Below are 20,758 nucleotides of genomic sequence, written 5' to 3' on the forward strand. Positions count from 1 at the left end.
GTCTGCGTCTCCTAAACGGTTTGCGAGGTGTTGTCGGCCTTGGGCCGCGCATCCGCCGGACGTTCTCCCGTAACCAAATATACCACTTGCTCGGCGATAGCCGTTACGTGATCGCCCATGCGTTCGATATTCTTGGCGATGAAATGCAGGTGCATACAGGCCGAGATGTTGCGCGGGTCTTCGGCCATGAAGGTCAGGAACTCGCGGAACAGACCGTTATACATCTGGTCAACCTCTTCATCGCGTTCGATCACGTCTTTGGCCAGTTCATGGTCCCGCTGGATATAAGCGTCTAGCGCATCACGCAGCATCACTTCAACTTCGCGCGCCATGCGACGTAGGGCTGCGGCGCTGCCGTTGATTTCACCGGAATTGACCAGAACTGTGGTGCGTTTGGCAATATTCTTCGAATAGTCACCAATCCGCTCAAGGTTGGCCGATACTTTAAGAACCGACAGGACAAGGCGAAGATCGCTTGCTGTTGGCGCGCGCAGCGCGATCAGACGCGCTGTCTCTTCGTTGATCACTTCTTCCAGCGCGTCGATGGCTTTGTCGCCCTGTCGGACTTCTTGTGCCAATTCCTCATCACGGGATTCCAGTGACCGTGCAGCACCCATGATGGCGGCTTCTACCAGCCCGCCCATCTTCATGATGTGCGCCTGAATCGCCTCGAGATCGCGGTCAAAAACGGATGCAATATGTTGTTCGTTCATATCGGTCATATCTGAATACCTGTGCTCAGCCGATGCGGCCGGTGATGTAGCTTTCCGTGCGCGGATCTACGGGGTTGGTAAAGATCGTTCCGGTTTCGCCGAACTCGACCAGATTGCCGAGATGGAAGAAGGCGGTTTTCTGGCTGACCCGTGCGGCCTGCTGCATCGAGTGGGTCACAATGACCACCGAATATTGCGCGCGCAGCTCGTCAATCAGTTCCTCGACCTGGGCCGTGGCAATCGGGTCCAGTGCCGAGCATGGCTCGTCCATCAGCAGAACCTCGGGTTCTGTTGCAACGGCACGCGCGATGCACAAGCGCTGCTGCTGACCACCTGACAGGCCGGTGCCGGGGGAATCCAGGCGATCCTTGACCTCATTCCAGATCGCCCCGCGACGCAAGGACTTCTCAACGATCTCATCCAGTTCAGCCTTATTCTTGGCCAAACCATGAATGCGCGGGCCGTAAGCCACGTTATCATAGATCGATTTCGGGAACGGGTTCGGTTTTTGGAACACCATACCGACCTTTGCACGCAGCTGCACAGGGTCAACACGCTTGTCATAGATGTCTTCGCCGTCCAGCTTAAAGCTACCTTCTATCCGTGCGACATCAATTGTGTCGTTCATCCTGTTCAAACAGCGCAGGAATGTAGATTTACCGCAGCCCGACGGACCGATGAAAGCCGTGACAGTCTTATCTTCGATATCGACATTCACATCTTTGATCGCGTGGGTGTCACCGTAGAAGACCTGGCAGTCCCGGCATTCCAGCTTGATTTCATTGGTATCCACTTGTCTCTCCACTCGTGACATGTCGTTCATGGGTCTGCCCTTTTTACCAGCGGCGTTCAAAGCGGCGGCGCAGAATGATTGCGATGATGTTCATAGTCAGCAGGAAAATCAAAAGGATGATAATCCCGCCCCAGGCTTTTTCATAGAAGCCAACATCCGCGCGCGCGGCCCAGGTGTAGATTTGGGCAGGCATGGCCGAGTTCGGCTCGGTAAACCCGGCGATGAAGCCATCCGGGTAGCCACGGGCCACAAAGCCCACCATTCCGATCAGCAGCAGCGGTGCGGTTTCACCAAGCGCCTGCGCCAGACCGATGATGGTTCCGGTCAGGATACCAGGTGCGGCCAGCGGCAGAACATGATGGAATACGGCCTGCATTTTCGACGCCCCTACCCCAAGTGCGGCATCACGGATCGACGGCGGAACCGCCTTCAGCGACGCGCGGGTCGAAATGATGATGGTTGGCAGGGTCATCAGCGTCAGCACCAGACCACCGACCAAAGGTGCCGATTGCGGCAGGTGCATGAATTGGATGAAGACGGCCAGACCAAGGATACCAAACACGATCGATGGAACCGCGGCCAGGTTCGAGATGTTCACCTCGATCAGGTCCGTAAACTTGTTCTGTGGCGCGAATTCTTCCAGATAGATCGACGCGGCCACACCAATGGGCAACGACAGGCCCAGCACAACCAGCATCATGAAGAATGATCCCACGACAGAGGCACCGATTCCAGCACCGCCGGGGTTGTCCACGCCCGAGTCGGCCCCGGTAATGAAAGGCCAGTTGAAAACCTGCTTTATGATACCAGCTTGCTCAAGCGCATCGACCAGATCCAGGTCGCTCTTCTGCAGGAAACGGCTGTCCTGAATACTGTCACGTGACACTCGGCCCTTATAGTATCCATCAACCCGACTGGAGGCAGCCAGATCAAATTCGATAGGCTCGTCCAACTTGTCCGGATTTGCAGCATAGTACGTCCGGATTGTTCCGCCGACCTTGCCCAACAGACGCTCAATAGCGGCCTCGTCGAAATCGACCTCGAAGCCGCTTTCATCAAGTTCTTTGTTCAAGGCTGAAATGAACAGATCCGAATAGGCTTTGGTCTTGAACAGCGTGCCTTCGGCCTCTTCCTGCTCTTGCTGGGTCAGGGTAAAATCAACGCTGACAACAGTCCGGGTGAAGGCCGGAATGCCCTCGGACAGGATCGAGGCAAACAAGACGATCAGAAAGAACAGGCCTGTTGCAATCGCAGCTATGCCATAGGCACGGAAGCGTTTTTCTGCTTTGGCCCGTTTACGGGTCCGGGCGTCAGATGCAGTCAGTGAGACAGAGTGGCCACCCGTTTCAGGGGTTTGCATGCTTGCGTCGGTCATTCGTACTGCTCCCGGTACTTACGCACAATGTAAAGGGCAAAAACGTTCAGGCACAGCGTGACAACGAAGAGTGTCATGCCAAGCGCAAAGGCAACAAGGGCTTCGGGCGAGGCAAAATCAGCGTCACCAGTCAACTGGCTGACGATTTTTGCAGTCACTGTTGTCATGGCTTCAAAGGGGTTGAGGCTAAGCCTTGCAGCGGCCCCTGCCCCCAGAACCACGATCATTGTCTCACCTATGGCGCGCGAAGCGGCCAGCAGGATCGCACCTACGATGCCGGGTAAGGCGGCGGGCAAAACCACCTGACGGATGGTTTCAGACTGGTTTGCTCCCAATCCGTAGGACCCATCGCGCATCGCCTGTGGCACAGCGTTGATGATATCGTCGGACAGGGAGGAGACAAACGGGATCAACATGATGCCCATGACCAGACCAGCGGTCATCACCGCAGTACCAGCTTTCATCCAGCCCAGACCGCCATCTCCGAACACGCCTAACAACATCGGCCCCACAGTGAGCAAGGCGAACAGACCGTAAACGATGGTCGGGATACCGGCCAGCACTTCGAGCAGCGGCTTTGCGAAGGCGCGAACCGCCGGGGATGCATATTCGCTTAGATAGATCGCGGCAAACAGACCGATTGGCACTGCAACCAGCAGCGCAACAATCGAAATATAGAGTGTACCCCAAAGCAACGGGATAATGCCAAGATCAGATGCGCCACCGCGACCGGAAAAGCTGGGCGACCATGTCAGGCCAAAGAAAAAGTCAGAAGCGGGGTAAAGCCGGAAGAACTCCCAAGTGTTAAACACCAGCGAGAGCACGATACCGACAGTAGTCAGAATGGCGATTGACGCCGCGCCCAGCAGCATCATCCGGACACCCTGTTCGACGACGTTGCGCGCTCGATAATCGGCATTGGTTTGCAGCCAGCTGACTGCGGCGCCAACCAACGCGACAAGGATTACGGCAATCGACATAATCCGATAGCCGGTTGAATTCATGATGCGGTAGCTCTGCGCGCCGCGTAGGATCGGTTGTGTGATGTTCGAAGTCACAACCTGTCCGGCGTCTTTCAGACGCTGTGTCATGTCCGTGAATTCGGCTCGGGCGTTCCTGGCAGTTTCCTCGGTCATCGCGCCTTGGGCAACAGCATTATCCAGCCCGGTCGCAGCACGTCGCACCTCGGCCAGCAGCAGCCCGCGCGATGATCCTTCTTTGATCGCACTATCAGGCATCATACTTGAAACCTGAGAATTCACATAAAGCGGTTGAACAAGCAGCCAGATCACCAGCAATCCAAAGGCAGGAACGATTGCCTTCAGCGCAACATTCGCGCCATAAAATGTGGGAAGGGAGTGCAGGTTTCGGATATCGCCGCCGGCGCTGGAAAGTGCACGGGATCGGCCCAGCACATATCCGACCACAGCGATCGCAACAACGATCAAGAAAAGCCAAAGTATCGGCATAACACCCCCACTGGTCCGATTGGGAATTCAAAAAAAGAAGCGAGGGGGCGACGACTACGGCCGCCCCCGGCATTTAGACCAATGTCAGGCTTAGCTGCCCGAACCCATGGTGACTTCGTTGGCGATTGCGTCCTGAGTTTTTGCCAGCTCAGGGTCAGCAACCAGACCGTAGTTTGCCAGAGGGCCCGAACCGCCAGCGATTTCGTCAGCGACGAAGAACTGAGCGTATTCTTTCAGGCCAGGGATCACGCCGATATGCGCTTTCTTCACGTAGAAGAACAGCGGACGCGACACAGGGTATTCACCGGTCGAGATGGTCTCGGTCGACGGCGCGATACCCGACATGGTCGCAACTTTCAGCTTGTCGGTGTTGTTTTCGTAGAACGCCAGACCAAAGATGCCGATGCCGTTCGGGTTGGTGTCGATACGAGCCAGGGTCTCGGTGTAGTCACCGTCGATGTCGACCGATTTGCCATCTGTGCGAACGTCCAGGCATGCATCTTCTGCGTCATCTTCGCTCATGCCGCCAGCGATCATCGCTTCCATGGCGCCAGTTGCTTCACAGCCGATCAGCAGAACTTTTTCCTCGAACACTTCACGGGTGCCGTGCTTGGTGCCGGGGATGAAGGCTGCGATTTCAACATCGGGCAGATCGCCATTGAATTCGGCCCAGGAGTTGTAAGAGTTGTCAACGATCTCGCCGTCTTTCAGAACCTTCGAACCCAGAGCGTTGAAGATGTCTGCAGGCTCAAACGCGGTGAAGGCGGGGCCAGACTGCTGGCTTGCAAAGACGATGCCGTCATAACCGATGCGGACTTCCATGATGTCGGTCACGCCGTTTTCGGCACAGGCTTTGATCTCTTTTTCGCGGATCGCGCGCGATGCGTTTGCAACGTCGATGGTGTTTTCGCCAACGCCTTCGCAGAAGCGCTTGAGGCCAGCCGACGAACCACCCGATTCAACAACGGGTGTTGGGAAGTCGGTGTTTTCACCAAACAGTTCAGCAACGATCGACGCGTAAGGCAGAACGGTCGAAGAACCGGCAACCTGAACGTTGTCACGTGCGGCAGCAGCAGTTGCCGAAACAGCAGCGATCGCCAGCGCGGAAGCCGACAGTTTTACAAAGGACATTACAGTCTCCCTGAAAAGGATTAGCTGATCACCCCCATGATGATCTTGCGCGAACCCCTATGGGTCCTGAGTAAGGCTTTTGTGACAAGTATGTAACGCTTTTATGACGGCAGGAATTTTATTTGAAATTCACTTCGTGCCGCCGAATGTAATAAGCCTTAGGTTGCATTGGTCCAATATCTAAACCACCTAAGCGCTATCTCGGCAGAATAACGGTGAAGACCGACCCTTTGCCCAGATCGCTTTCAACCCGCAGACGTCCCCGATGGCGGTTAACGATATGTTTCACAATCGCCAGACCCAGACCGGTTCCGCCCAATTGCCGCGAGCGGTGGCTGTCGGCGCGATAGAATCGCTCTGTCAGTCGCGGCAGGTGCACCGAATCGATTCCGGGCCCTTTGTCCACGATCTGAACCCGCACGGCAGGACCACGCACTGCTGTGTCACGTTCAGAAGGTGCGATCCGCACCTCAACACTGCCTCCGCTGCCGCCGTATTTGATCGCGTTTTCGACCAGATTGGTGAAGACTTGACGCAATTGATCACTGTCCCCGGTGATGGAGACCGGGTCATCAGGCGCGGTCAAGGAGAGCACAACTCCCGCATCTTCAGCCAAGGGTTTCAGAGAATTAAGCGTCGATTCCAGCAAGCCATTCAACTCCAGCTGCTCTTTCGGGCGCACCCGTTCTTCGCTTTCAACACGGTTGAGTGATAAGAGATCACCAACCAGACGGTTCATCCGGTTCGCTTCATCCGTCATAATCTGCAAAAACCGATCCCTTGCCGCGGCATCCTCACGTGCCGGGCCGCGCAGGGTTTCGATGAATCCCATCAACGCGGTCAACGGCGTGCGCAATTCATGGCTGACATTGGCGACGAAATCACGCCGCATCTGAGAGGCCTGTTCCAGATGCGTAATGTCTTGAAACACCGCAAGAACAGCGCCCCCGGACACCGCGCCAATCCCGTTCATATAGCGGCACTGCATCTCGAATGTCGTGTCCTGGGCGCCATCGTTTGACAGATGTCGGGTCTTGCGCGGGCCTTTGCTGCGCAGGCTTTGCTCCATCGCGTCGATCACCTGCGGCTGGCGCAATATCGTTGCAAAATGACGGCCCAGCATGTTCTGGCCCAAAAGCGTGCGCGCATCAGTATTGGCGGCGATGATACGTTCGGTCTGATCAACCATCAGCGCCGGCATCGGAATGGCCGACACTATTTCCGCAAGTAAATCCTCTGACATCGTCTGTAACCTTATTCGCTTCGGCCTGTTAGGACACGGGCGTTAAAGTTTCACGAAACCTGCGCATATTTTCCTGATAGTATTGTGCGCTGAATGTGATCCGCTGCGCGGCAGAGTTGTCCAGTTGGCGCACGACCTTGCCAGGCGATCCCATCACCAGAGAATTATCCGGTATCTCTTTGTTTTCAGTGATCAAAGCCCCTGCCCCGATCAGGCAGTTCTTGCCGATCTTTGCCCCGTTCAGAACAATCGCGCCCATACCGATCAAGGTGTTTTCGTCTATGGTACACCCGTGCAGCATGACCTTGTGGCCAATGGTGCAGTTCGCCCCAATGGTTAAGGGAAAGCCCGCATCGATATGCATCACACAGTTTTCCTGCACATTGCTGCCTGCACCCACGCGAATTTCTTCGTGGTCCGCGCGGATCGTGCAGCCAAACCAGACCGATGCGCCCTGCTCCAGCACCACTTTGCCGATTAGATTGGCATCCGGCGCAACCCATGTATCTTCGTGAATCTCGGGGGCGTCGTTGCCTAAAGCATAGATTGGCATCACAGGGCCTCGAATTCATTTTGCAGTTTGCGCACGTGGTCTTGCAGCCTGGGTTGCTGAATACGACGCATGCGTTCGGCGCTGACAATTGTTTTCAGCTTTTCTTCGGTCGCATCCAGATCGTCATTGACCAGAACGTAGTCGTAATAACCCCAATGGCTGATCTCATCCCAGCTTTTGAGCATGCGTTTGGCAATCACGTCCTCACTGTCCTGACCGCGGGTTTCCAGACGGCGACGCAGTTCCTGGATCGAGGGCGGCAGGATGAAGATCGACAAGGCGTGTTTGCCAAGGTCGGAATTGCGAATCTGCACCTCACCCTGCCAGTCGACGTCAAACAGAACATCGCGGCCCGCATCAATCGACTCGCGCACCGGTCCGGCCGGAGAGCCGTAGAAATTCCCAAAGACGTGGGCGTGTTCCAGCATCTGGCCATCAGCGACCTGCTGTTTGAATGCGTCTTCCGTCAGGAAGTAGTACTCGCGCCCGTCCTGCTCACCCGGGCGCGGCGCGCGGGTGGTGGCCGAGATTGAAAATTCCAGCCCCTCATCCCAGGCCATCAGACGCCGTGCCAAGGTGGATTTGCCAGCACCCGAGGGCGAAGACAGGATGATTAGAAGGCCACGACGATCTGCCATTTCAATATGTTCCATCATTATTCAACATTCTGTACCTGCTCGCGCATCTGGTCGATCACAGCCTTCAACTCCAACCCGACCGCTGTGAGGTCAGCGCTTTGCGCCTTGGAACACAATGTGTTTGCCTCACGGTTGAATTCCTGCATCAGGAAATCCAGCTTGCGACCTACTGCCCCGTCCTGAGCTAGTAAATCGCGCGCAGCGGCAACATGTGCGGTCAGGCGATCAATCTCTTCGGTCACGTCTGCCTTGACCGCGATCAGCGCCAGTTCCTGCACCACCCGTTCCGGATCGGCACCTTGAGCATTCTCCATCACCCGCGTCAGGTTCTCTCGCAGGGCTTCGGCCATCTTGTCCTTGCGCTGTTCGGCCAGATCAGCCGCTTGCGTCGTCAGCTTGGCGACCTGATCCAACTGCGACGCCAAAACCTCGGCCAAAGCCTCACCTTCGGTTTGGCGCATCTGGATGAAGGCGTCCAGCAATGTAGGAAACGCCTTGATCAGATGCGCAACCAGAGGCGCAGGATCATCGCTCTCTGATCCCGCATCCATCATGCCCTTGAGGGCCAGCAAATCCGTCGCCTTGGACGGGGTCAGCGTAATACCTTTGGCCTCGGCCATGTCCTGCGTTTGCTGCAACGCCTCAAGCGCGGCTGCCATGGCGGCTGTATTCAGCGCCAGTTCAGTCAGCGCTTCATCACGGCTCAGGCGCATGGAAAGCGTCACGTTGCCACGGCTCAAAGACTTGGACAGGGTGGCGCGCAACCCGGCCTCAAGCCCGGTCAGCCAGTCCGGGACGCGGATACGCATATCCAGCCCCTTGCCGTTGACGCTGCGCAACTCCCACGCCCAACTATGCGGGCCAAACTCGCCTGTCCCCGAGGCGAACCCGGTCATGGATTTGATCATGACAGCCCTTTCTATGGCTTCCGCATTTTCAACACTTGCCGCACCTAATGCCATTGGCCTTGCAAGGGCAAGAGTTTGCTCAAGCCGCAATTCATCCGCAGAAGTTAACCATTCATTAAAGAATTCCTCCAAAATTGTATTAACCCGTGTCAATTTGGCCAAAGCAAAGGCTGTCGGGCCGCAGATGTCCCGGATGCGTTGCATTTTAAGAAAATAGCGGCTGAATGGCGTTAGGGTGATGGAAATGAAAACCTTTTTCGGGACTGATTCCGGGTCAGAATTTGGAAAGATCGTCGCAATGGATCGCTTTGACAGTGGACGTTCTCTTTCGCCGATCCGTCAGGCCGAGGCGTATTGGACCGCGCTGTTGTCCGGCGACGGAGTGCCCATGCGGTCGCAAATCGACCCGCGCGGGTTGGAAAACGTGCTGGAATATACGTTCATTCTGGAACGGATTGCGCCCGGGCTGGCTCGGTTTCGGCTGGCAGGCAGCCATCTGAACAAGCTTGCCGGCATGGAAGTGCGCGGCATGCCAATGACTGCGTTTTTTGAGGCCGAAGCGCGGCCCAAGGTCAAAGAGACACTGGAACAGGTGTTCAGCGCGCCCGCCACCGCCGAGCTTGGCCTAACCTCCAGCGGCGCATTTGGCCGCGCCCGTTTGCAAGCCCGGATGATCCTGCTGCCCTTGCGAAGCGATCTGGGTGATGTCAGCCGCGTGTTGGGCGTGATGCTCAGTGATGGTGCCATCGGGTCTACCCCGCGCCGCTTTACGATCTCGGACCAGCGGGTCAAGCAGGTTTCCGAACTACACAGCCCGGTTGAACCCCAGCGTGAGGCCGCAGGCTTTGCCGAAGATCAGACCGAGTTCAACCGAAAAAGCCATCTGCGACTGGTCGTCTCGCGCGACGACTAGACACCACAAAAAACGGCGAGCCATTAGCCCGCCGTTTCGTCTTTTGGATTACCCTAATCAGCTGGCCGCGCGTTTTGAGCCGTTCCTGCGCAGATTGGTCAACTCTTCCGCGACCAGGAACGCCAGCTCCAGCGATTGCGACGCGTTCAGACGCGGATCGCATGCGGTGTGATAGCGGTCCGAAAGGTCCTCTTCGGTCACGGCCCTTACACCGCCGGTGCATTCGGTCACGTCCAGACCGGTCATCTCAAAATGCACACCGCCGGGGATGGTGCCTTCGGCCTGATGCACACCAAAGAAGTCGCGCACTTCGCGCAGGACCGAGTCAAACGGGCGGGTTTTATACCCGGTGGCCGACTTGATCGTGTTGCCATGCATCGGATCGCAGACCCAGGTCACCTTGGCCCCTTCTTCCTTCACGGCCTTGACAAGACGCGGCAGATGCTCACCTGCCTTACCGGCCCCGAAGCGCGCGATCAGGGTCAGGCGACCTTCTTCATTGTCCGGGTTCAGTTTGGACATCAGAACCTTCAGGTCCTCGGCGGTTGTGGTCGGGCCGCATTTCAAACCAATCGGGTTTTGAACGCCGCGACAGAATTCAACATGTGCGCCGTCGGGCTGACGGGTCCGGTCGCCGATCCAGATCATATGGCCCGATCCTGCCAACCAGTTGCCCGAGGTCGAATCCAGACGAGTAAGCGCCTCTTCGTATTCCAGCAACAGACCTTCGTGGCTGGTGTAGAATTCGACGGTCGAGAACTCATGCGTGGTCTCCGCTGTGATCCCGGCAGCACCCATAAAGTCGATGCTGTCTTGAATGCGATCCGCGATCTCGGAATACTTCTGAACGTCCTGGTCATCGGCGAAGCCCAGCGTCCAGGCATGAACGCGGCTCATATCCGCGAAACCGCCAGTCGAGAAGGCGCGCAGCAGGTTCAGCGTCGCCGCGGCCTGTGTGTATGCCTGCAACATCTTTGACGGATTCGGAATCCGCGCCTCGGGCGTGAAGGCCAGTTCATTGATGATGTCACCGCGGTAGCTGGGCAGTTCCAAACCATCCACAACCTCGGTCGGTGCGCTGCGTGGTTTGGCAAACTGGCCCGCCATCCGGCCCACTTTGACGACTGGCACCTTGGCGCCATAGGTCAGCACCATCGCCATTTGAAGCATAACCTTGAAGGTGTCACGGATCGCATCCGCGCTGAATTGTTCAAAGCTTTCAGCACAATCCCCGCCCTGCAACAGGAAGGCCTCGCCGCGACCGGCAGCACCCAGATGTTGCTTGAGACGCCGCGCCTCACCGGCAAAGACCAGCGGGGGATACTGCGAAAGCTGCGCCTCGACTTTGGCCAGGGCGGCCGCGTCGGTATAGTCTGGCATCTGAACCCGGGGCTTGTTGCGCCAGTTCGTTTTCTGCCATTCGGTCATAGCCTTGATCTCCGCTGATAGTATTCAGGTCGTCTCTATACAAAATGCAAAGAAGAGTGACCATATCCCATTTGCGCCTCTTGACGCCGGAAACAAGCTTTGAGCATGGTGTCTGGCAAAATACGCGCGACGTAGGTGCAGCCGTCGTGGATTCGGGGAACAACAGCCATGCAAGAGCAACGCCAAGTTGTCACAGTGGACGGCGACACAGATAAGCCGGTCAACTTTGTATTTATCTTGTTAGACAAATTCTCGTTGCTGTCTTTTGCATCCGCGTTGGACAGCCTGCGCATAGCCAACCGCATGGCAGGCAAAGAGATTTATACCTGGTCGCTGGTCGGTGAAGGCGGCGACGTGATGTCATGCTCTGCCGGAACCACCTTCAAGCTTGATGCGGATCTTGGCGATCTGCGTCGTGACGACGTGATCATGGTGTGTGGTGGCGTCGATGTTCAAAGCTCGACCACCAAAAAAGTTTTGAGCTGGCTCCGCCGCGAGGCGCGCAAGGGCCTGAAAATCGGTGGTCTGTGTACAGCGGCCTATACGCTGGCCAAAGCAGGCCTGCTGGATGACAAACGCGCGACCATTCACTGGGAGAACGCTGACAGTTTCGCGGAAGAGTTTGACTCGGTTGAACTGACCAAATCGGTATTCCTGATTGACGGCAATCGTATGACAACTGCAGGGGGCACATCCTCAATCGATTTGATGCTTAAGCTGATCGCAGATGATTTCGGCGAAGAACTGGCCAATGCCGTCGCCGATCAGATGATCTATTCCTCGATTCGCACGGATCAGGACACGCAGCGCCTGTCGACGCCGACCCGTATTGGCGTTCGTCACCCAAAACTGAGCCAGGTCATCCTGATGATGGAGAAAAATACGGAAGAGCCAATCTCGCCCTCGATCTTGGCCAAAGATGTGGGCATGTCGACCCGTCAGCTTGAACGTCTGTTTCGCCGTTACCTGAGCCGCTCGCCCAAGCGGTACTACATGGAACTGCGCCTGCACAAAGCGCGCAACCTGCTGATGCAGACGGATATGAGCGTGATCAACGTGGCGCTGGCCTGTGGCTTTGCTTCGCCCAGCCATTTCTCAAAATGCTACCGGGCGCATTACAACACCACACCTTACCGGGAACGTGGATCGCAAAGCGGGCGGCTGTCGATCTGACATCTTAGTCGGATGTTAAACGATAGACAGCACCCTGCCCTACGGAAATGAACCAGATCGATCCGTCTGAGGCCTGAACGATATCGCGGACACGTTCTGTTTCCGGTCCCTTGATCTGCTCGACTTCGCGCAAGGGCGACCCGGACAATCGTGCGATGTAGTCAAATTTGAGCGAACCGACGAAAATGTCGCCTTTCCACCGCGGAAATAGATCGCCGGCGTAAACCATCAGACCCGAGGGCGCGATGGAAGGATCCCAATAGAACGCGGGCTGTTCAAGGCCGGGTTTCGAGGTGCCTTCGCCGATTTTCTCACCTGAGTAATGCGTGCCATAGGAAATAATCGGCCAGCCATAGTTCTTGCCCGACTGGGCCAGATTCACTTCATCCCCACCGCGCGCTCCGTGTTCTGAAACCCATAGCGTGCCGCTGGTATCCAAACCGGCCCCTTGCGGGTTTCTGTGGCCAAAAGACCAGATTTCGGGCCGAATGCCGGACTGCCCGACGAAGGGGTTATCGGCCGGAACCGTCCCGTCGCGGTTGATCCGGATGACCGAGCCCATGTGATTGCTTGTGTCCTGTGCTGAGGGCCGATCCCCCCGGTCTCCGATGGTTACGAACAGCGTTCCATCCTGCGCCTCGACCACGCGTGATCCGAAATGGCGACCGCCAGAACCGCCCGGCTCAGCCTCGAACAAGACACGCAGATTATTCAGGCGCTTTCCGTTTTCTGACAGGCGCGCAACAGCCAAGGCGGTGCCAGCCCCGCCCGCTTGAGGTTTGGAAAACGTCAAAAAGACCTCGCGGCTCTGATCAAAGTCACGCGGGATGGTAATGTCCAGCAACCCGCCCTGACCGGCAGCGGCTACTTTCGGAACGCCTGATACGCGGTTGGTTTCGCCATTCGACACATAGATCAGCTCTCCGTCCCGCTCGGTCACCAGAAAGCTTCCATCAGGTAGCAGACCCAGGCCCCAGGGCGTATCCAGCCCGCCCAGCATCTGAGTAACCTGAACCGGGCCATCTTTGGTTTGCAGCACTCCGGCTAAGGACGCGCCACCTGCGCAGATCAACAGAACAAGAGCAAAAAGCCGAAACATAGAAAACCTCCGCAGATTCGGGTTGCGTCACCAATACTGGCCGATACCCCCCAATAGATAGGTGCGCTTAGACAAAAAGCAGGCGTTTTAGGGGACTTTTCTTTTTCGAACAGCTTGCCTAGGGTCATGCCCAGTTGGAATACCAAATCAGGGAGTAACTTCATGAAAAAGCTGCTTACAGCAACTGCAGCAACCGCCTTGCTGGCGGGCACGGCCATGGCCGAGGATGTCAAACTGGGCATTCTGTTCGGCTTTACCGGCCCAATTGAATCGCTGGCCCCGGCAATGGGTTCAGGTGCCGAGATGGCGATTGCCGAAGTCACCGAGTCGGGCAAGCTGCTGGATGGCGCAACGGTTGTTGGCACCCGTGCGGATACCGGCTGTATCGACAACGGTCTGGCCACCTCGAACGGCGAGCGTTTCATCGCGGATGGCGTCAGTGGCATCATCGGCGGCGACTGCTCGGGCGTGACTGGCGCGATCCTGCAGAACGTGGCGATCCCGAACGGAATGGTGATGATCTCACCATCGGCCACCTCGCCCGGCCTGTCGACCATGGAAGATAACGGCCTGTTCTTCCGTACCGCCCCTTCGGACGCGCGTGAAGGTCAGGTGATGGCTGACATCCTGAACGATCGTGGCATCAGCTCGATCGCTCTGACCTACACCAACAATGACTACGGCAAAGGCCTGGCGGACGCGATCCAGTCGTCCTTCGAGGCATCGGGTGGTGAAGTGACCATCGTTGCCGCACACGAAGACGGCAAGGCCGATTACTCGGCCGAAGTCGGCGCGCTGGCCTCGGCCGGTGGCGACATTCTGGTTGTTGCGGGCTATCTGGACCAAGGCGGTCTGGGCATCATTCAGTCGGCGCTGGACAGCGGTGCGTTTGATACGTTCGGCCTGCCCGGCGGCATGATCGGTGACTCGCTGCCTGCAAATGTCGGTCCGGACCTGAACGGCTCGTTCGGTCAGATCGCCGGTTCGGGTGGTGAAGGTGCCGAGAAGTACTTTGCCATGGCCGAAGCTGCCGGTTTCGACGGCTCGTCGCCCTACTCGCCTGAATCCTATGACGCTGCTGCCCTGTTCATGCTGGCAATGCAGGCCGCAGGCTCGACCAGCCCGGCGGACTATGGTTCCAAGATCATGGACGTTGCCAACGCTCCGGGTGAGAAAATCTATCCCGGTGAGCTGGCGAAAGGCCTGGAGCTGCTGGCTGCTGGTCAGGACATCGACTATGTCGGCGCATCGGGTGTTGAGTTGATCGGCCCCGGCGAAAGCGCGGGTTCGTATCGCGAGATCGAAGTGACCGACGGCGAGAACAAAACCGTCAACTTCCGTTGATCTTCCGGACATCGTGCTAAAATCAAACAGCCCGGGCCTTGTGTCCGGGCTGTTTCAATGAAAAAAGGCCGCACCCCGGAAAACGGGGAAGTGACAAGAGTAGCCAGGACTGGCAGCTGGGGGAAAAGATGATCGTCGTCGATGACGTGCACAAGCATTTCGGCGGGTTTCACGCGGTGGATGGGGCATCGCTGGAAATCCGGAAAGGATCAATCACCGGGCTGATCGGGCCAAACGGCGCCGGAAAAACGACGCTGTTCAACGTGATTGCCGGTGTTTTGCCCCCGACCTCCGGCCGTGTTTTTATGGATGGCGAGGATATCACCGGCCTGCCACCGCATGATCTGTTCCACAAAGGCCTGCTGCGCACGTTCCAGATTGCACATGAGTTTTCTTCGATGACCTGTCGCGAGAACCTGATGATGGTGCCAGGTGCCCAGGCGGGGGAAATGCTGTGGAACACCTGGTTCGGGCGCAAGCGGATCGCGGATGAGGAACGGGCGTTGATGGCCAAGGCCGATGAAGTTCTGGAGTTCCTGACCATCGAACATCTGGCCGACCACAAGGCGGGTCAGGTTTCGGGTGGTCAGAAGAAACTGCTGGAGCTTGGCCGCACCATGATGGTGGACGCCAAGATCGTGTTTCTGGACGAGGTTGGCGCGGGCGTGAACCGCACCCTACTGATGACCATCGCCGACACGATCCTGCGCCTGAACAAGGAACGCGGCTATACCTTTGTGGTCATCGAACATGACATGGATTTCATCGGCAAGATCTGTGACCCGGTCATCTGCATGGCCGAGGGCAAGGTTCTGGCCCAAGGAACTCTGGATGAGATAAAGGCCAATGAGCACGTGATCGAAGCTTATCTGGGCACCGGCCTCAAAAACAAAGACAAGCTGGAGGCCCAAACATGACCGCTGGTGCGAGTGACAACCCCTATCAGGACGACAAGGGCAACAAGGATGCCTCGATCACCAACACCCATGGCGTTGGTACCATGACGCCCGCGCACACGAAAAGCGGCGAAACGCGCAAGGTCGAAGGCGGCCCCTTTCTGATCGGCGACACTATGACTGGCGGCTATGGCAAGGGCCCAGACATTCTGCACGACTGCACCATCTCCGTCGACAAGGGAGAGATCGCGGTCATCGTCGGCCCCAACGGCGCAGGCAAGTCGACGGCCATGAAAGCAGTGTTCGGTATGTTGGATGTTCGGTCCGGTTCAGTCCGGTTGGATGGTGAGGACATCACCAACCTCACCCCGCAGGATCGCGTCATCCGCGGCATGGGATTTGTTCCCCAGACCTCCAACATCTTCACCTCGATGACGGTGGAAGAGAACCTTGAGATGGGGGCGTTTATCCGGCGTGACGATTTTTCGGACACGATGGAGCAGGTCTATGAGCTGTTCCCCATCCTGCGCGACAAACGCAACCAAGCCGCCGGAGAGCTTTCGGGCGGTCAACGCCAACAGGTCGCTGTTGGACGCGCTTTGATGACCCAGCCCAAATTGCTGATGCTGGATGAGCCGACTGCTGGTGTCTCACCCATCGTGATGGACGAGTTGTTCGACAGGATCATCGAGGTTTCCCGCACTGGGTTACCGATCCTGATGGTTGAGCAGAATGCCCGTCAGGCGTTGGAGATTGCCGATAAAGGTTATGTTCTGGTTCAGGGGCGGAATGCCTATAGCGGTACTGGAAAGGAATTGCTGGCTGATCCCGAGGTGCGAAAGAGTTTCTTGGGGGGGTGAGGATGAGGCAACCATACGGTGCGACACTGCTCACTCTGTTCTTGCTGATGCCGCAGGTTTTATCGGCGCAAGTAACTTCGTTTGTGTGCAATTTCGATGTCGAGTGCACTCCTGACAACGGATGCGAAGAAAAAACGATGGACCTAATTTTCTTTTTGAATGAGCAGGGCCAAGCTTACATGCAGGGAAATGCAAACCTAGTTCAGGTTATTACGTTGGCAGGTGATCAGGCTTATTCCTTCGTAGAACCAGCAGGATTCGGCATTGTACAATCGACGTCGGTTCTAAGAAACGGAACCGCAGTTCATTCTCGGCACACTGCGATTGCGGGCGAGTTTGTAGTCTCCCAATGGCACGGCAAGTGTTCGACTTTTGGAGGAGCAAAGTAATGAATTTCCTCAACGTCCTTTTCCTTTTTGGCGCTCTCGAACTTCGTTCTTGTTCCCGCAATCGACCGAAGTCACCAATTTTTTAGAACATGCAGATTGATTTCGGTATCCTACGGTCTCAAATCCTCGATCACCTTCCCAACAATTCCACGCGTCGGCTGCAATCCGGTCACATTCTGCGATTAGCGCCGCAGCCTGAGAAGGAAACACTTTCACGGGTAAGCAAAATCCAGCCCCGTGAAATCAGCGAACCTTCTGGATGAAAACTCTATTCAGGACCCAAAAATGAAAAAATGGATGTGGGTGGCCGTCACCACCCTGTGCGCGACGGCCGCAACTGCGGAAGAACGTCACTTTGTCTGTGTCTCGGATCAGGACGGCAGCGAAGTACGGCTGGACCGTTTCGCCGAGGGAGATAAGGGCAAGATCACCACGGGAACGGCTGCAAGCGACGTGGTCGTATTGAAGGGGGTCGGCAATTTGACCTTTCTTTACATCGATGGCCAGAAAGTAATGACCTTTGTCGTCAATCTGGACGATATGAGCTATGACCTTTCGATCAAAGGTCCAAATGCAGGCACCGATCGCGGGTCTTGCACCGAAGCTGACGCCTGACCTTTTTACCTCTAAGTTTCAATATGATACATTTCTGCGTTGATATGCATAATGTATAGCCACCCGTTTGCTGCCCTATGCGCGGCTTGTGGATTCGCAGAAACAGTCATGATCCGTTCCACCCTGCACCAGAATTTCCACATGCAGGGTGGAAACGCCTGAAAATACCAGTGGAACAGGCTAAAAACCCGACCTCTTGTGTTGTGTCCCGCGACGGCGTTGTGCCATAAGGCCGCACCCGGTCAGAGGGAATGAATATGGACCTGTTAAATGCGCTTGTGGCGCTTTCGAATTTTGTGATCGTACCCGCAATTGCCTATGGCAGCCAATTGGCGCTGGGCGCGTTGGGGGTGACGCTGATCTACGGCATCCTGCGATTTTCGAACTTTGCGCATGGCGATACCATGGCCTTTGGTGCGATGATCGCTGTATTGGTCACATGGGCGCTACAAGCAGCCGGTGTCAGTTTCGATCCGCTGCCGACCGCACTGCTGGCCCTGCCATTTGCCATTCTGGGCTGTATCGTACTGGTGCTGATCACGGATCGGCTGGTCTATCGCTTCTATCGCGCGCAAAAGGCCAAACCGGTCATATTGGTGATCGTCTCAATGGGCGTGATGTTCATCATGAACGGTCTTGTGCGCTTTATCATCGGGCCGGATGATCAAAGGTTTTCGGACGGTGCACGGTTCATCGTCTCGGCACGGGATTTCAAGGCGATGACCGGGCTGCGCGAAGGGCTGGCAATCAAGACTTCTCAGGGTATTACCGTGATCGTCGCTGTTTTGGCGGTGGCGCTGCTGTTCTGGTTTCTGAACAAAACCCGCACGGGCAAGTCGATGCGCGCCTATTCGGATAACGAGGATCTGGCACTGCTGTCTGGCATCAACCCCGAGCGTGTGGTCATGATCACATGGATCATCGTTGCCGCTCTGGCGACGACGGCAGGGGTGCTTTATGGCCTCGACAAAAGCTTTAAACCCTTCGTCTATTTCCAGCTTCTGCTGCCCATCTTCGCTTCGGCCATTGTAGGCGGCCTAGGCAACCCGTTGGGTGCCATCGCAGGCGGCTTCATCATCGCGTTTTCCGAGGTGACGATCACCTATGCCTGGAAAAAGGTGCTGACCTATGTCGCGCCGGAAAGCCTTGCCCCATCCGGATTGGTGCAGTTCTTGTCGACCGACTACAAATTCGCGGTCAGCTTTGCGATACTGCTGATCGTGCTGCTGTTTAAGCCCACGGGCCTGTTCAAAGGGAAAGCGGTATGATCCTCGGTGTTATTGCATCAATTACGATCCCTTTGATCGCAGGTTTTGCTCTCGGCCCAGTTGGTTTGATTGCTGGGATTGCAGAGGTCGCGTTGGGGTGGGCCTACCGTTATGCGGTTCAAAGAGAAAATGAAAAGCTCAAAAACTCAGCGCTTTTTGCTGCTGTCGCGGTTCTCATATTGGCAACCGGGCTTGCGCAAGGCTGGAACGCGGCGATCCTGATCCTGAACATGGGGCTGATCTCGGCCATCATGTCCATCGGGGTGAACCTGCAATGGGGCTTTGCCGGCCTCTTCAACGTCGGCGTTATGGGCTTTGTCGCGCTGGGCGGTTTGGCGGTTGTTCTGGTCTCGACCCCTCCAACACCGGGTGCCTGGTCGGATGGTGGCTATGGTGTGATCCTTGCGCTTTTGCTGGGAGCCGCAACGGTGGTTGCCGCCGTGATGGTTGCGAAGAAGATGCCCAAAGGACGTGCGCAGACCGTCACCATTATCGGCATCCTGATCGTGGGTTTCTTTGTCTATCGTGCAGTCTTTGATCCCAATGTTGCGGCGATTGAGGCGATTAACCCTGCCGTAGCGGGCAATATCGGCGGTTTGAACCTGCCCGTTCTGCTGGCCTGGCCCGCCGGAGGTCTGCTGGCCGCTGGTGCTGCCTGGTTGATCGGGAAAACCGCGCTGGGTCTGCGCTCGGACTATCTGGCCATTGCCACTTTGGGCATTGCCGAGATCATCATTGCTGTGATGAAAAACGAAGACTGGCTGGCCCGTGGTGTGAAAAACGTCTACGGCATCCCGCGCCCCTCTCCCGTCGTTGGCTACGAGGTCGACCTGCAACAGGATCCAGCCTTCATCGCGCGGGCAGATTGGCTTGGGATTGACCCGGTCATCGCGTCGACATTGTCGGTCAAGCTGGGCTATTCGCTGCTGTTCCTGATCGTTCTACTGATCCTGCTCTGGATGGCGCAAATGGCGCTCAAAAGCCCGTGGGGCCGCATGATGCGCGCCATTCGTGACAATGAGGTTGCAGCTGAGGCGATGGGCAAGGACGTCACCCGCCGCCATCTGCAAATCTTTGTTCTAGGGTCGGCCATCTGCGGCATTGCGGGCGCTATGATGACCACGCTGGATGGGCAACTTACCCCCGGCACTTATAACCCGTTGCGCTTTACGTTCCTGGTTTGGGTGATGGTCATCGTCGGTGGGTCAGGCAACAATTTCGGTGCCGTTCTTGGGGCCTTTCTGATCTGGTTCCTTTGGGTTCAGGTTGAACCGATGGGCCTTTGGCTGATGAACCTGATCACCAGTGGCATGGCTGATGGTAGCGCGCTGAAGACACATCTGATCGATAGCGCCGCTCACATGCGATTGTTCACGATGGGTCTAATCCTGCTGATTGTTCTCAGATTCAGTCCAAGAGGGCTGATCCCCGAGAAATAGGCCGAAATCCTCTTAAATCAGATGGTCGCGTCGGCGAGAACCGGCGCGGCGTCTTGTTTCTTAAAGGTTTTTTGACTAAACCGGCCTACCATTACCGGCAACTGACACTGTTCAATTTGTTGGCACTCACTCACACCGCTCACCCGGTCCGCAAATGACCAGTAAACCAGTCTAAAGAGTAGTAAAAACCATGAAAAACCCGCTCACCAAAACGTTCGTATTGTTGCCGCTTGTTGCGACAGTCGCGGCCTGTATCCCCTCACCGAAAGATCTGGAAACGACACCTGTCCAGGTCCAGACCCCTAAAGGCGTTGTGACCTGCCAACTGTATCGCCAAGATCGCGTGACTTGGGATCGCGCCATCGATTTCCCGGCTACCAAGATGTCAGTGTCCGAGGCGGATGCCATTTGCCAACAGGAAGGCTTGCGCCGCATCGGCAAGTAAATTGTCGCATTTGATATGAGGCGCTCATGCCCCGCTGCGCCGATGGCGTCCGCGGGGCATATGCTA

The 20,758-nt window shown here is 56.5% G+C and carries 20 protein-coding genes; 9 read left to right on the forward strand and 11 right to left on the reverse strand.

The window, feature by feature from the left end; genetic code table 11:
- Window positions 1-11: 11 nt before the first annotated feature.
- The 9 genes from phoU to AC2FFE_RS00715 all read right to left on the reverse strand — a co-directional run bounded on the left by phoU (window position 12) and on the right by AC2FFE_RS00715 (window position 8,823).
- Entirely contained in the window at window positions 12-713 is a 702-nt protein-coding gene (gene phoU, locus AC2FFE_RS00675; RefSeq protein WP_496818772.1) for a phosphate signaling complex protein PhoU, read from the reverse strand.
- A gap of 25 nt (window positions 714-738) precedes the next feature.
- Window positions 739-1,536, reverse strand: a complete 798-nt coding sequence (pstB, locus tag AC2FFE_RS00680; protein WP_496818430.1) for a phosphate ABC transporter ATP-binding protein PstB — start codon at window positions 1,534-1,536, stop codon at window positions 739-741.
- Window positions 1,537-1,549: 13 nt separating this feature from the next.
- Window positions 1,550-2,881 (reverse strand): phosphate ABC transporter permease PstA, encoded by a 1,332-nt coding sequence (pstA, locus tag AC2FFE_RS00685; protein ID WP_496818431.1) that lies wholly within the window; start codon window positions 2,879-2,881, stop codon window positions 1,550-1,552.
- The gene (gene pstC / locus AC2FFE_RS00690) at window positions 2,878-4,350 is read right to left on the reverse strand and encodes a phosphate ABC transporter permease subunit PstC (RefSeq protein ID WP_496818432.1); all 1,473 of its coding nucleotides are present in this window, start codon (window positions 4,348-4,350) and stop codon (window positions 2,878-2,880) included. Before pstC ends, pstA begins: the two co-directional genes overlap by 4 nt.
- Window positions 4,351-4,440: 90 nt before the next feature.
- Window positions 4,441-5,481 (reverse strand): substrate-binding domain-containing protein, encoded by a 1,041-nt coding sequence (locus AC2FFE_RS00695; protein ID WP_496818433.1) that lies wholly within the window; start codon window positions 5,479-5,481, stop codon window positions 4,441-4,443.
- Window positions 5,482-5,677: 196 nt separating this feature from the next.
- Window positions 5,678-6,724: a sensor histidine kinase gene (locus AC2FFE_RS00700; protein ID WP_496818434.1), complete on the reverse strand. Its 1,047-nt coding sequence runs from the start codon at window positions 6,722-6,724 to the stop codon at window positions 5,678-5,680.
- Between the two features lie 28 nt (window positions 6,725-6,752).
- Complete coding sequence (locus AC2FFE_RS00705) at window positions 6,753-7,277, reverse strand: gamma carbonic anhydrase family protein (RefSeq protein WP_496818435.1); 525 nt, start codon at window positions 7,275-7,277, stop codon at window positions 6,753-6,755.
- Window positions 7,277-7,915 carry a guanylate kinase gene (gene gmk, locus AC2FFE_RS00710; RefSeq protein WP_496845884.1) on the reverse strand — a complete coding sequence of 213 codons (639 nt, stop codon included), beginning with the start codon at window positions 7,913-7,915 and terminating at the stop codon, window positions 7,277-7,279. Before gmk ends, AC2FFE_RS00705 begins: the two co-directional genes overlap by 1 nt.
- A 17-nt stretch (window positions 7,916-7,932) precedes the next feature.
- Window positions 7,933-8,823, reverse strand: coding sequence for a YicC/YloC family endoribonuclease (locus tag AC2FFE_RS00715; RefSeq protein WP_496845591.1), 891 nt, complete (start codon window positions 8,821-8,823; stop codon window positions 7,933-7,935).
- A 244-nt stretch (window positions 8,824-9,067) separates the two neighbouring features.
- On the opposite strand from AC2FFE_RS00715, the gene AC2FFE_RS00720 reads away from it, so the two are divergent.
- Entirely contained in the window at window positions 9,068-9,736 is a 669-nt protein-coding gene (locus AC2FFE_RS00720; protein WP_496818439.1) for a PAS domain-containing protein, read from the forward strand.
- A 57-nt stretch (window positions 9,737-9,793) separates the two neighbouring features.
- Here the strand turns inward: AC2FFE_RS00720 and AC2FFE_RS00725 are convergent, their stop codons facing one another.
- Complete coding sequence (locus AC2FFE_RS00725) at window positions 9,794-11,164, reverse strand: class II 3-deoxy-7-phosphoheptulonate synthase (RefSeq protein ID WP_496818440.1); 1,371 nt, start codon at window positions 11,162-11,164, stop codon at window positions 9,794-9,796.
- 168 nt (window positions 11,165-11,332) lie between these two features.
- On the opposite strand from AC2FFE_RS00725, the gene AC2FFE_RS00730 reads away from it, so the two are divergent.
- Window positions 11,333-12,337 carry a GlxA family transcriptional regulator gene (locus tag AC2FFE_RS00730; protein ID WP_496818441.1) on the forward strand — a complete coding sequence of 335 codons (1,005 nt, stop codon included), beginning with the start codon at window positions 11,333-11,335 and terminating at the stop codon, window positions 12,335-12,337.
- 4 nt (window positions 12,338-12,341) lie between these two features.
- Here AC2FFE_RS00730 and AC2FFE_RS00735 read toward each other — a convergent pair whose 3' ends face one another.
- Window positions 12,342-13,436, reverse strand: a complete 1,095-nt coding sequence (locus tag AC2FFE_RS00735) for a PQQ-dependent sugar dehydrogenase (RefSeq protein ID WP_496818442.1) — start codon at window positions 13,434-13,436, stop codon at window positions 12,342-12,344.
- A gap of 162 nt (window positions 13,437-13,598) precedes the next feature.
- Here AC2FFE_RS00735 and AC2FFE_RS00740 point away from each other — a divergent pair, with 162 nt between their 5' ends.
- The 7 genes from AC2FFE_RS00740 to AC2FFE_RS00770 all read left to right on the forward strand — a co-directional run bounded on the left by AC2FFE_RS00740 (window position 13,599) and on the right by AC2FFE_RS00770 (window position 20,692).
- Complete coding sequence (locus AC2FFE_RS00740; protein WP_496818443.1) at window positions 13,599-14,780, forward strand: ABC transporter substrate-binding protein; 1,182 nt, start codon at window positions 13,599-13,601, stop codon at window positions 14,778-14,780.
- A 128-nt stretch (window positions 14,781-14,908) separates the two neighbouring features.
- Window positions 14,909-15,697 carry an ABC transporter ATP-binding protein gene (locus tag AC2FFE_RS00745; RefSeq protein ID WP_496818444.1) on the forward strand — a complete coding sequence of 263 codons (789 nt, stop codon included), beginning with the start codon at window positions 14,909-14,911 and terminating at the stop codon, window positions 15,695-15,697.
- The gene (locus AC2FFE_RS00750) at window positions 15,694-16,536 is read left to right on the forward strand and encodes an ABC transporter ATP-binding protein (RefSeq protein WP_496818445.1); all 843 of its coding nucleotides are present in this window, start codon (window positions 15,694-15,696) and stop codon (window positions 16,534-16,536) included. Before AC2FFE_RS00745 ends, AC2FFE_RS00750 begins: the two co-directional genes overlap by 4 nt.
- A 674-nt stretch (window positions 16,537-17,210) precedes the next feature.
- On the forward strand, window positions 17,211-17,540 hold the full coding sequence (locus AC2FFE_RS00755; RefSeq protein ID WP_496818447.1) for a hypothetical protein: 330 nt from the start codon (window positions 17,211-17,213) through the stop codon (window positions 17,538-17,540).
- A 257-nt stretch (window positions 17,541-17,797) separates the two neighbouring features.
- Window positions 17,798-18,808: a branched-chain amino acid ABC transporter permease gene (locus AC2FFE_RS00760; protein WP_496845592.1), complete on the forward strand. Its 1,011-nt coding sequence runs from the start codon at window positions 17,798-17,800 to the stop codon at window positions 18,806-18,808.
- Window positions 18,805-20,247, forward strand: a complete 1,443-nt coding sequence (locus AC2FFE_RS00765; protein ID WP_496845593.1) for a branched-chain amino acid ABC transporter permease — start codon at window positions 18,805-18,807, stop codon at window positions 20,245-20,247. The genes AC2FFE_RS00760 and AC2FFE_RS00765 overlap by 4 nt, the downstream gene beginning before the upstream one ends.
- A gap of 190 nt (window positions 20,248-20,437) precedes the next feature.
- Window positions 20,438-20,692 carry a hypothetical protein gene (locus AC2FFE_RS00770; protein ID WP_496845594.1) on the forward strand — a complete coding sequence of 85 codons (255 nt, stop codon included), beginning with the start codon at window positions 20,438-20,440 and terminating at the stop codon, window positions 20,690-20,692.
- Window positions 20,693-20,758: the final 66 nt, after the last annotated feature.

Source organism: Ruegeria sp. YTSA168, assembly GCF_059610045.1.

Excerpts from the sequence above, each read along its gene's own strand:
- phoU (WP_496818772.1), bottom strand. The coding sequence starts at position 713 with ATGAACGAACAACATATTGCATCCGTTTTTGACCGCGATCTCGAGGCG.
- pstB (WP_496818430.1), bottom strand. The coding sequence starts at position 1,536 with ATGAACGACATGTCACGAGTGGAGAGACAAGTGGATACCAATGAAATC.
- pstA (WP_496818431.1), bottom strand. The coding sequence starts at position 2,881 with ATGACCGACGCAAGCATGCAAACCCCTGAAACGGGTGGCCACTCTGTC.
- pstC (WP_496818432.1), bottom strand. The coding sequence starts at position 4,350 with ATGCCGATACTTTGGCTTTTCTTGATCGTTGTTGCGATCGCTGTGGTC.
- AC2FFE_RS00695 (WP_496818433.1), bottom strand. The coding sequence starts at position 5,481 with ATGTCCTTTGTAAAACTGTCGGCTTCCGCGCTGGCGATCGCTGCTGTT.
- AC2FFE_RS00700 (WP_496818434.1), bottom strand. The coding sequence starts at position 6,724 with ATGTCAGAGGATTTACTTGCGGAAATAGTGTCGGCCATTCCGATGCCG.
- AC2FFE_RS00705 (WP_496818435.1), bottom strand. The coding sequence starts at position 7,277 with ATGCCAATCTATGCTTTAGGCAACGACGCCCCCGAGATTCACGAAGAT.
- gmk (WP_496845884.1), bottom strand. The coding sequence starts at position 7,915 with ATGGCAGATCGTCGTGGCCTTCTAATCATCCTGTCTTCGCCCTCGGGT.
- AC2FFE_RS00715 (WP_496845591.1), bottom strand. The coding sequence starts at position 8,823 with ATGATCAAATCCATGACCGGGTTCGCCTCGGGGACAGGCGAGTTTGGC.
- AC2FFE_RS00720 (WP_496818439.1), top strand. The coding sequence starts at position 9,068 with ATGAAAACCTTTTTCGGGACTGATTCCGGGTCAGAATTTGGAAAGATC.
- AC2FFE_RS00725 (WP_496818440.1), bottom strand. The coding sequence starts at position 11,164 with ATGACCGAATGGCAGAAAACGAACTGGCGCAACAAGCCCCGGGTTCAG.
- AC2FFE_RS00730 (WP_496818441.1), top strand. The coding sequence starts at position 11,333 with ATGCAAGAGCAACGCCAAGTTGTCACAGTGGACGGCGACACAGATAAG.
- AC2FFE_RS00735 (WP_496818442.1), bottom strand. The coding sequence starts at position 13,436 with ATGTTTCGGCTTTTTGCTCTTGTTCTGTTGATCTGCGCAGGTGGCGCG.
- AC2FFE_RS00740 (WP_496818443.1), top strand. The coding sequence starts at position 13,599 with ATGAAAAAGCTGCTTACAGCAACTGCAGCAACCGCCTTGCTGGCGGGC.
- AC2FFE_RS00745 (WP_496818444.1), top strand. The coding sequence starts at position 14,909 with ATGATCGTCGTCGATGACGTGCACAAGCATTTCGGCGGGTTTCACGCG.
- AC2FFE_RS00750 (WP_496818445.1), top strand. The coding sequence starts at position 15,694 with ATGACCGCTGGTGCGAGTGACAACCCCTATCAGGACGACAAGGGCAAC.
- AC2FFE_RS00755 (WP_496818447.1), top strand. The coding sequence starts at position 17,211 with ATGAAAAAATGGATGTGGGTGGCCGTCACCACCCTGTGCGCGACGGCC.
- AC2FFE_RS00760 (WP_496845592.1), top strand. The coding sequence starts at position 17,798 with ATGGACCTGTTAAATGCGCTTGTGGCGCTTTCGAATTTTGTGATCGTA.
- AC2FFE_RS00765 (WP_496845593.1), top strand. The coding sequence starts at position 18,805 with ATGATCCTCGGTGTTATTGCATCAATTACGATCCCTTTGATCGCAGGT.
- AC2FFE_RS00770 (WP_496845594.1), top strand. The coding sequence starts at position 20,438 with ATGAAAAACCCGCTCACCAAAACGTTCGTATTGTTGCCGCTTGTTGCG.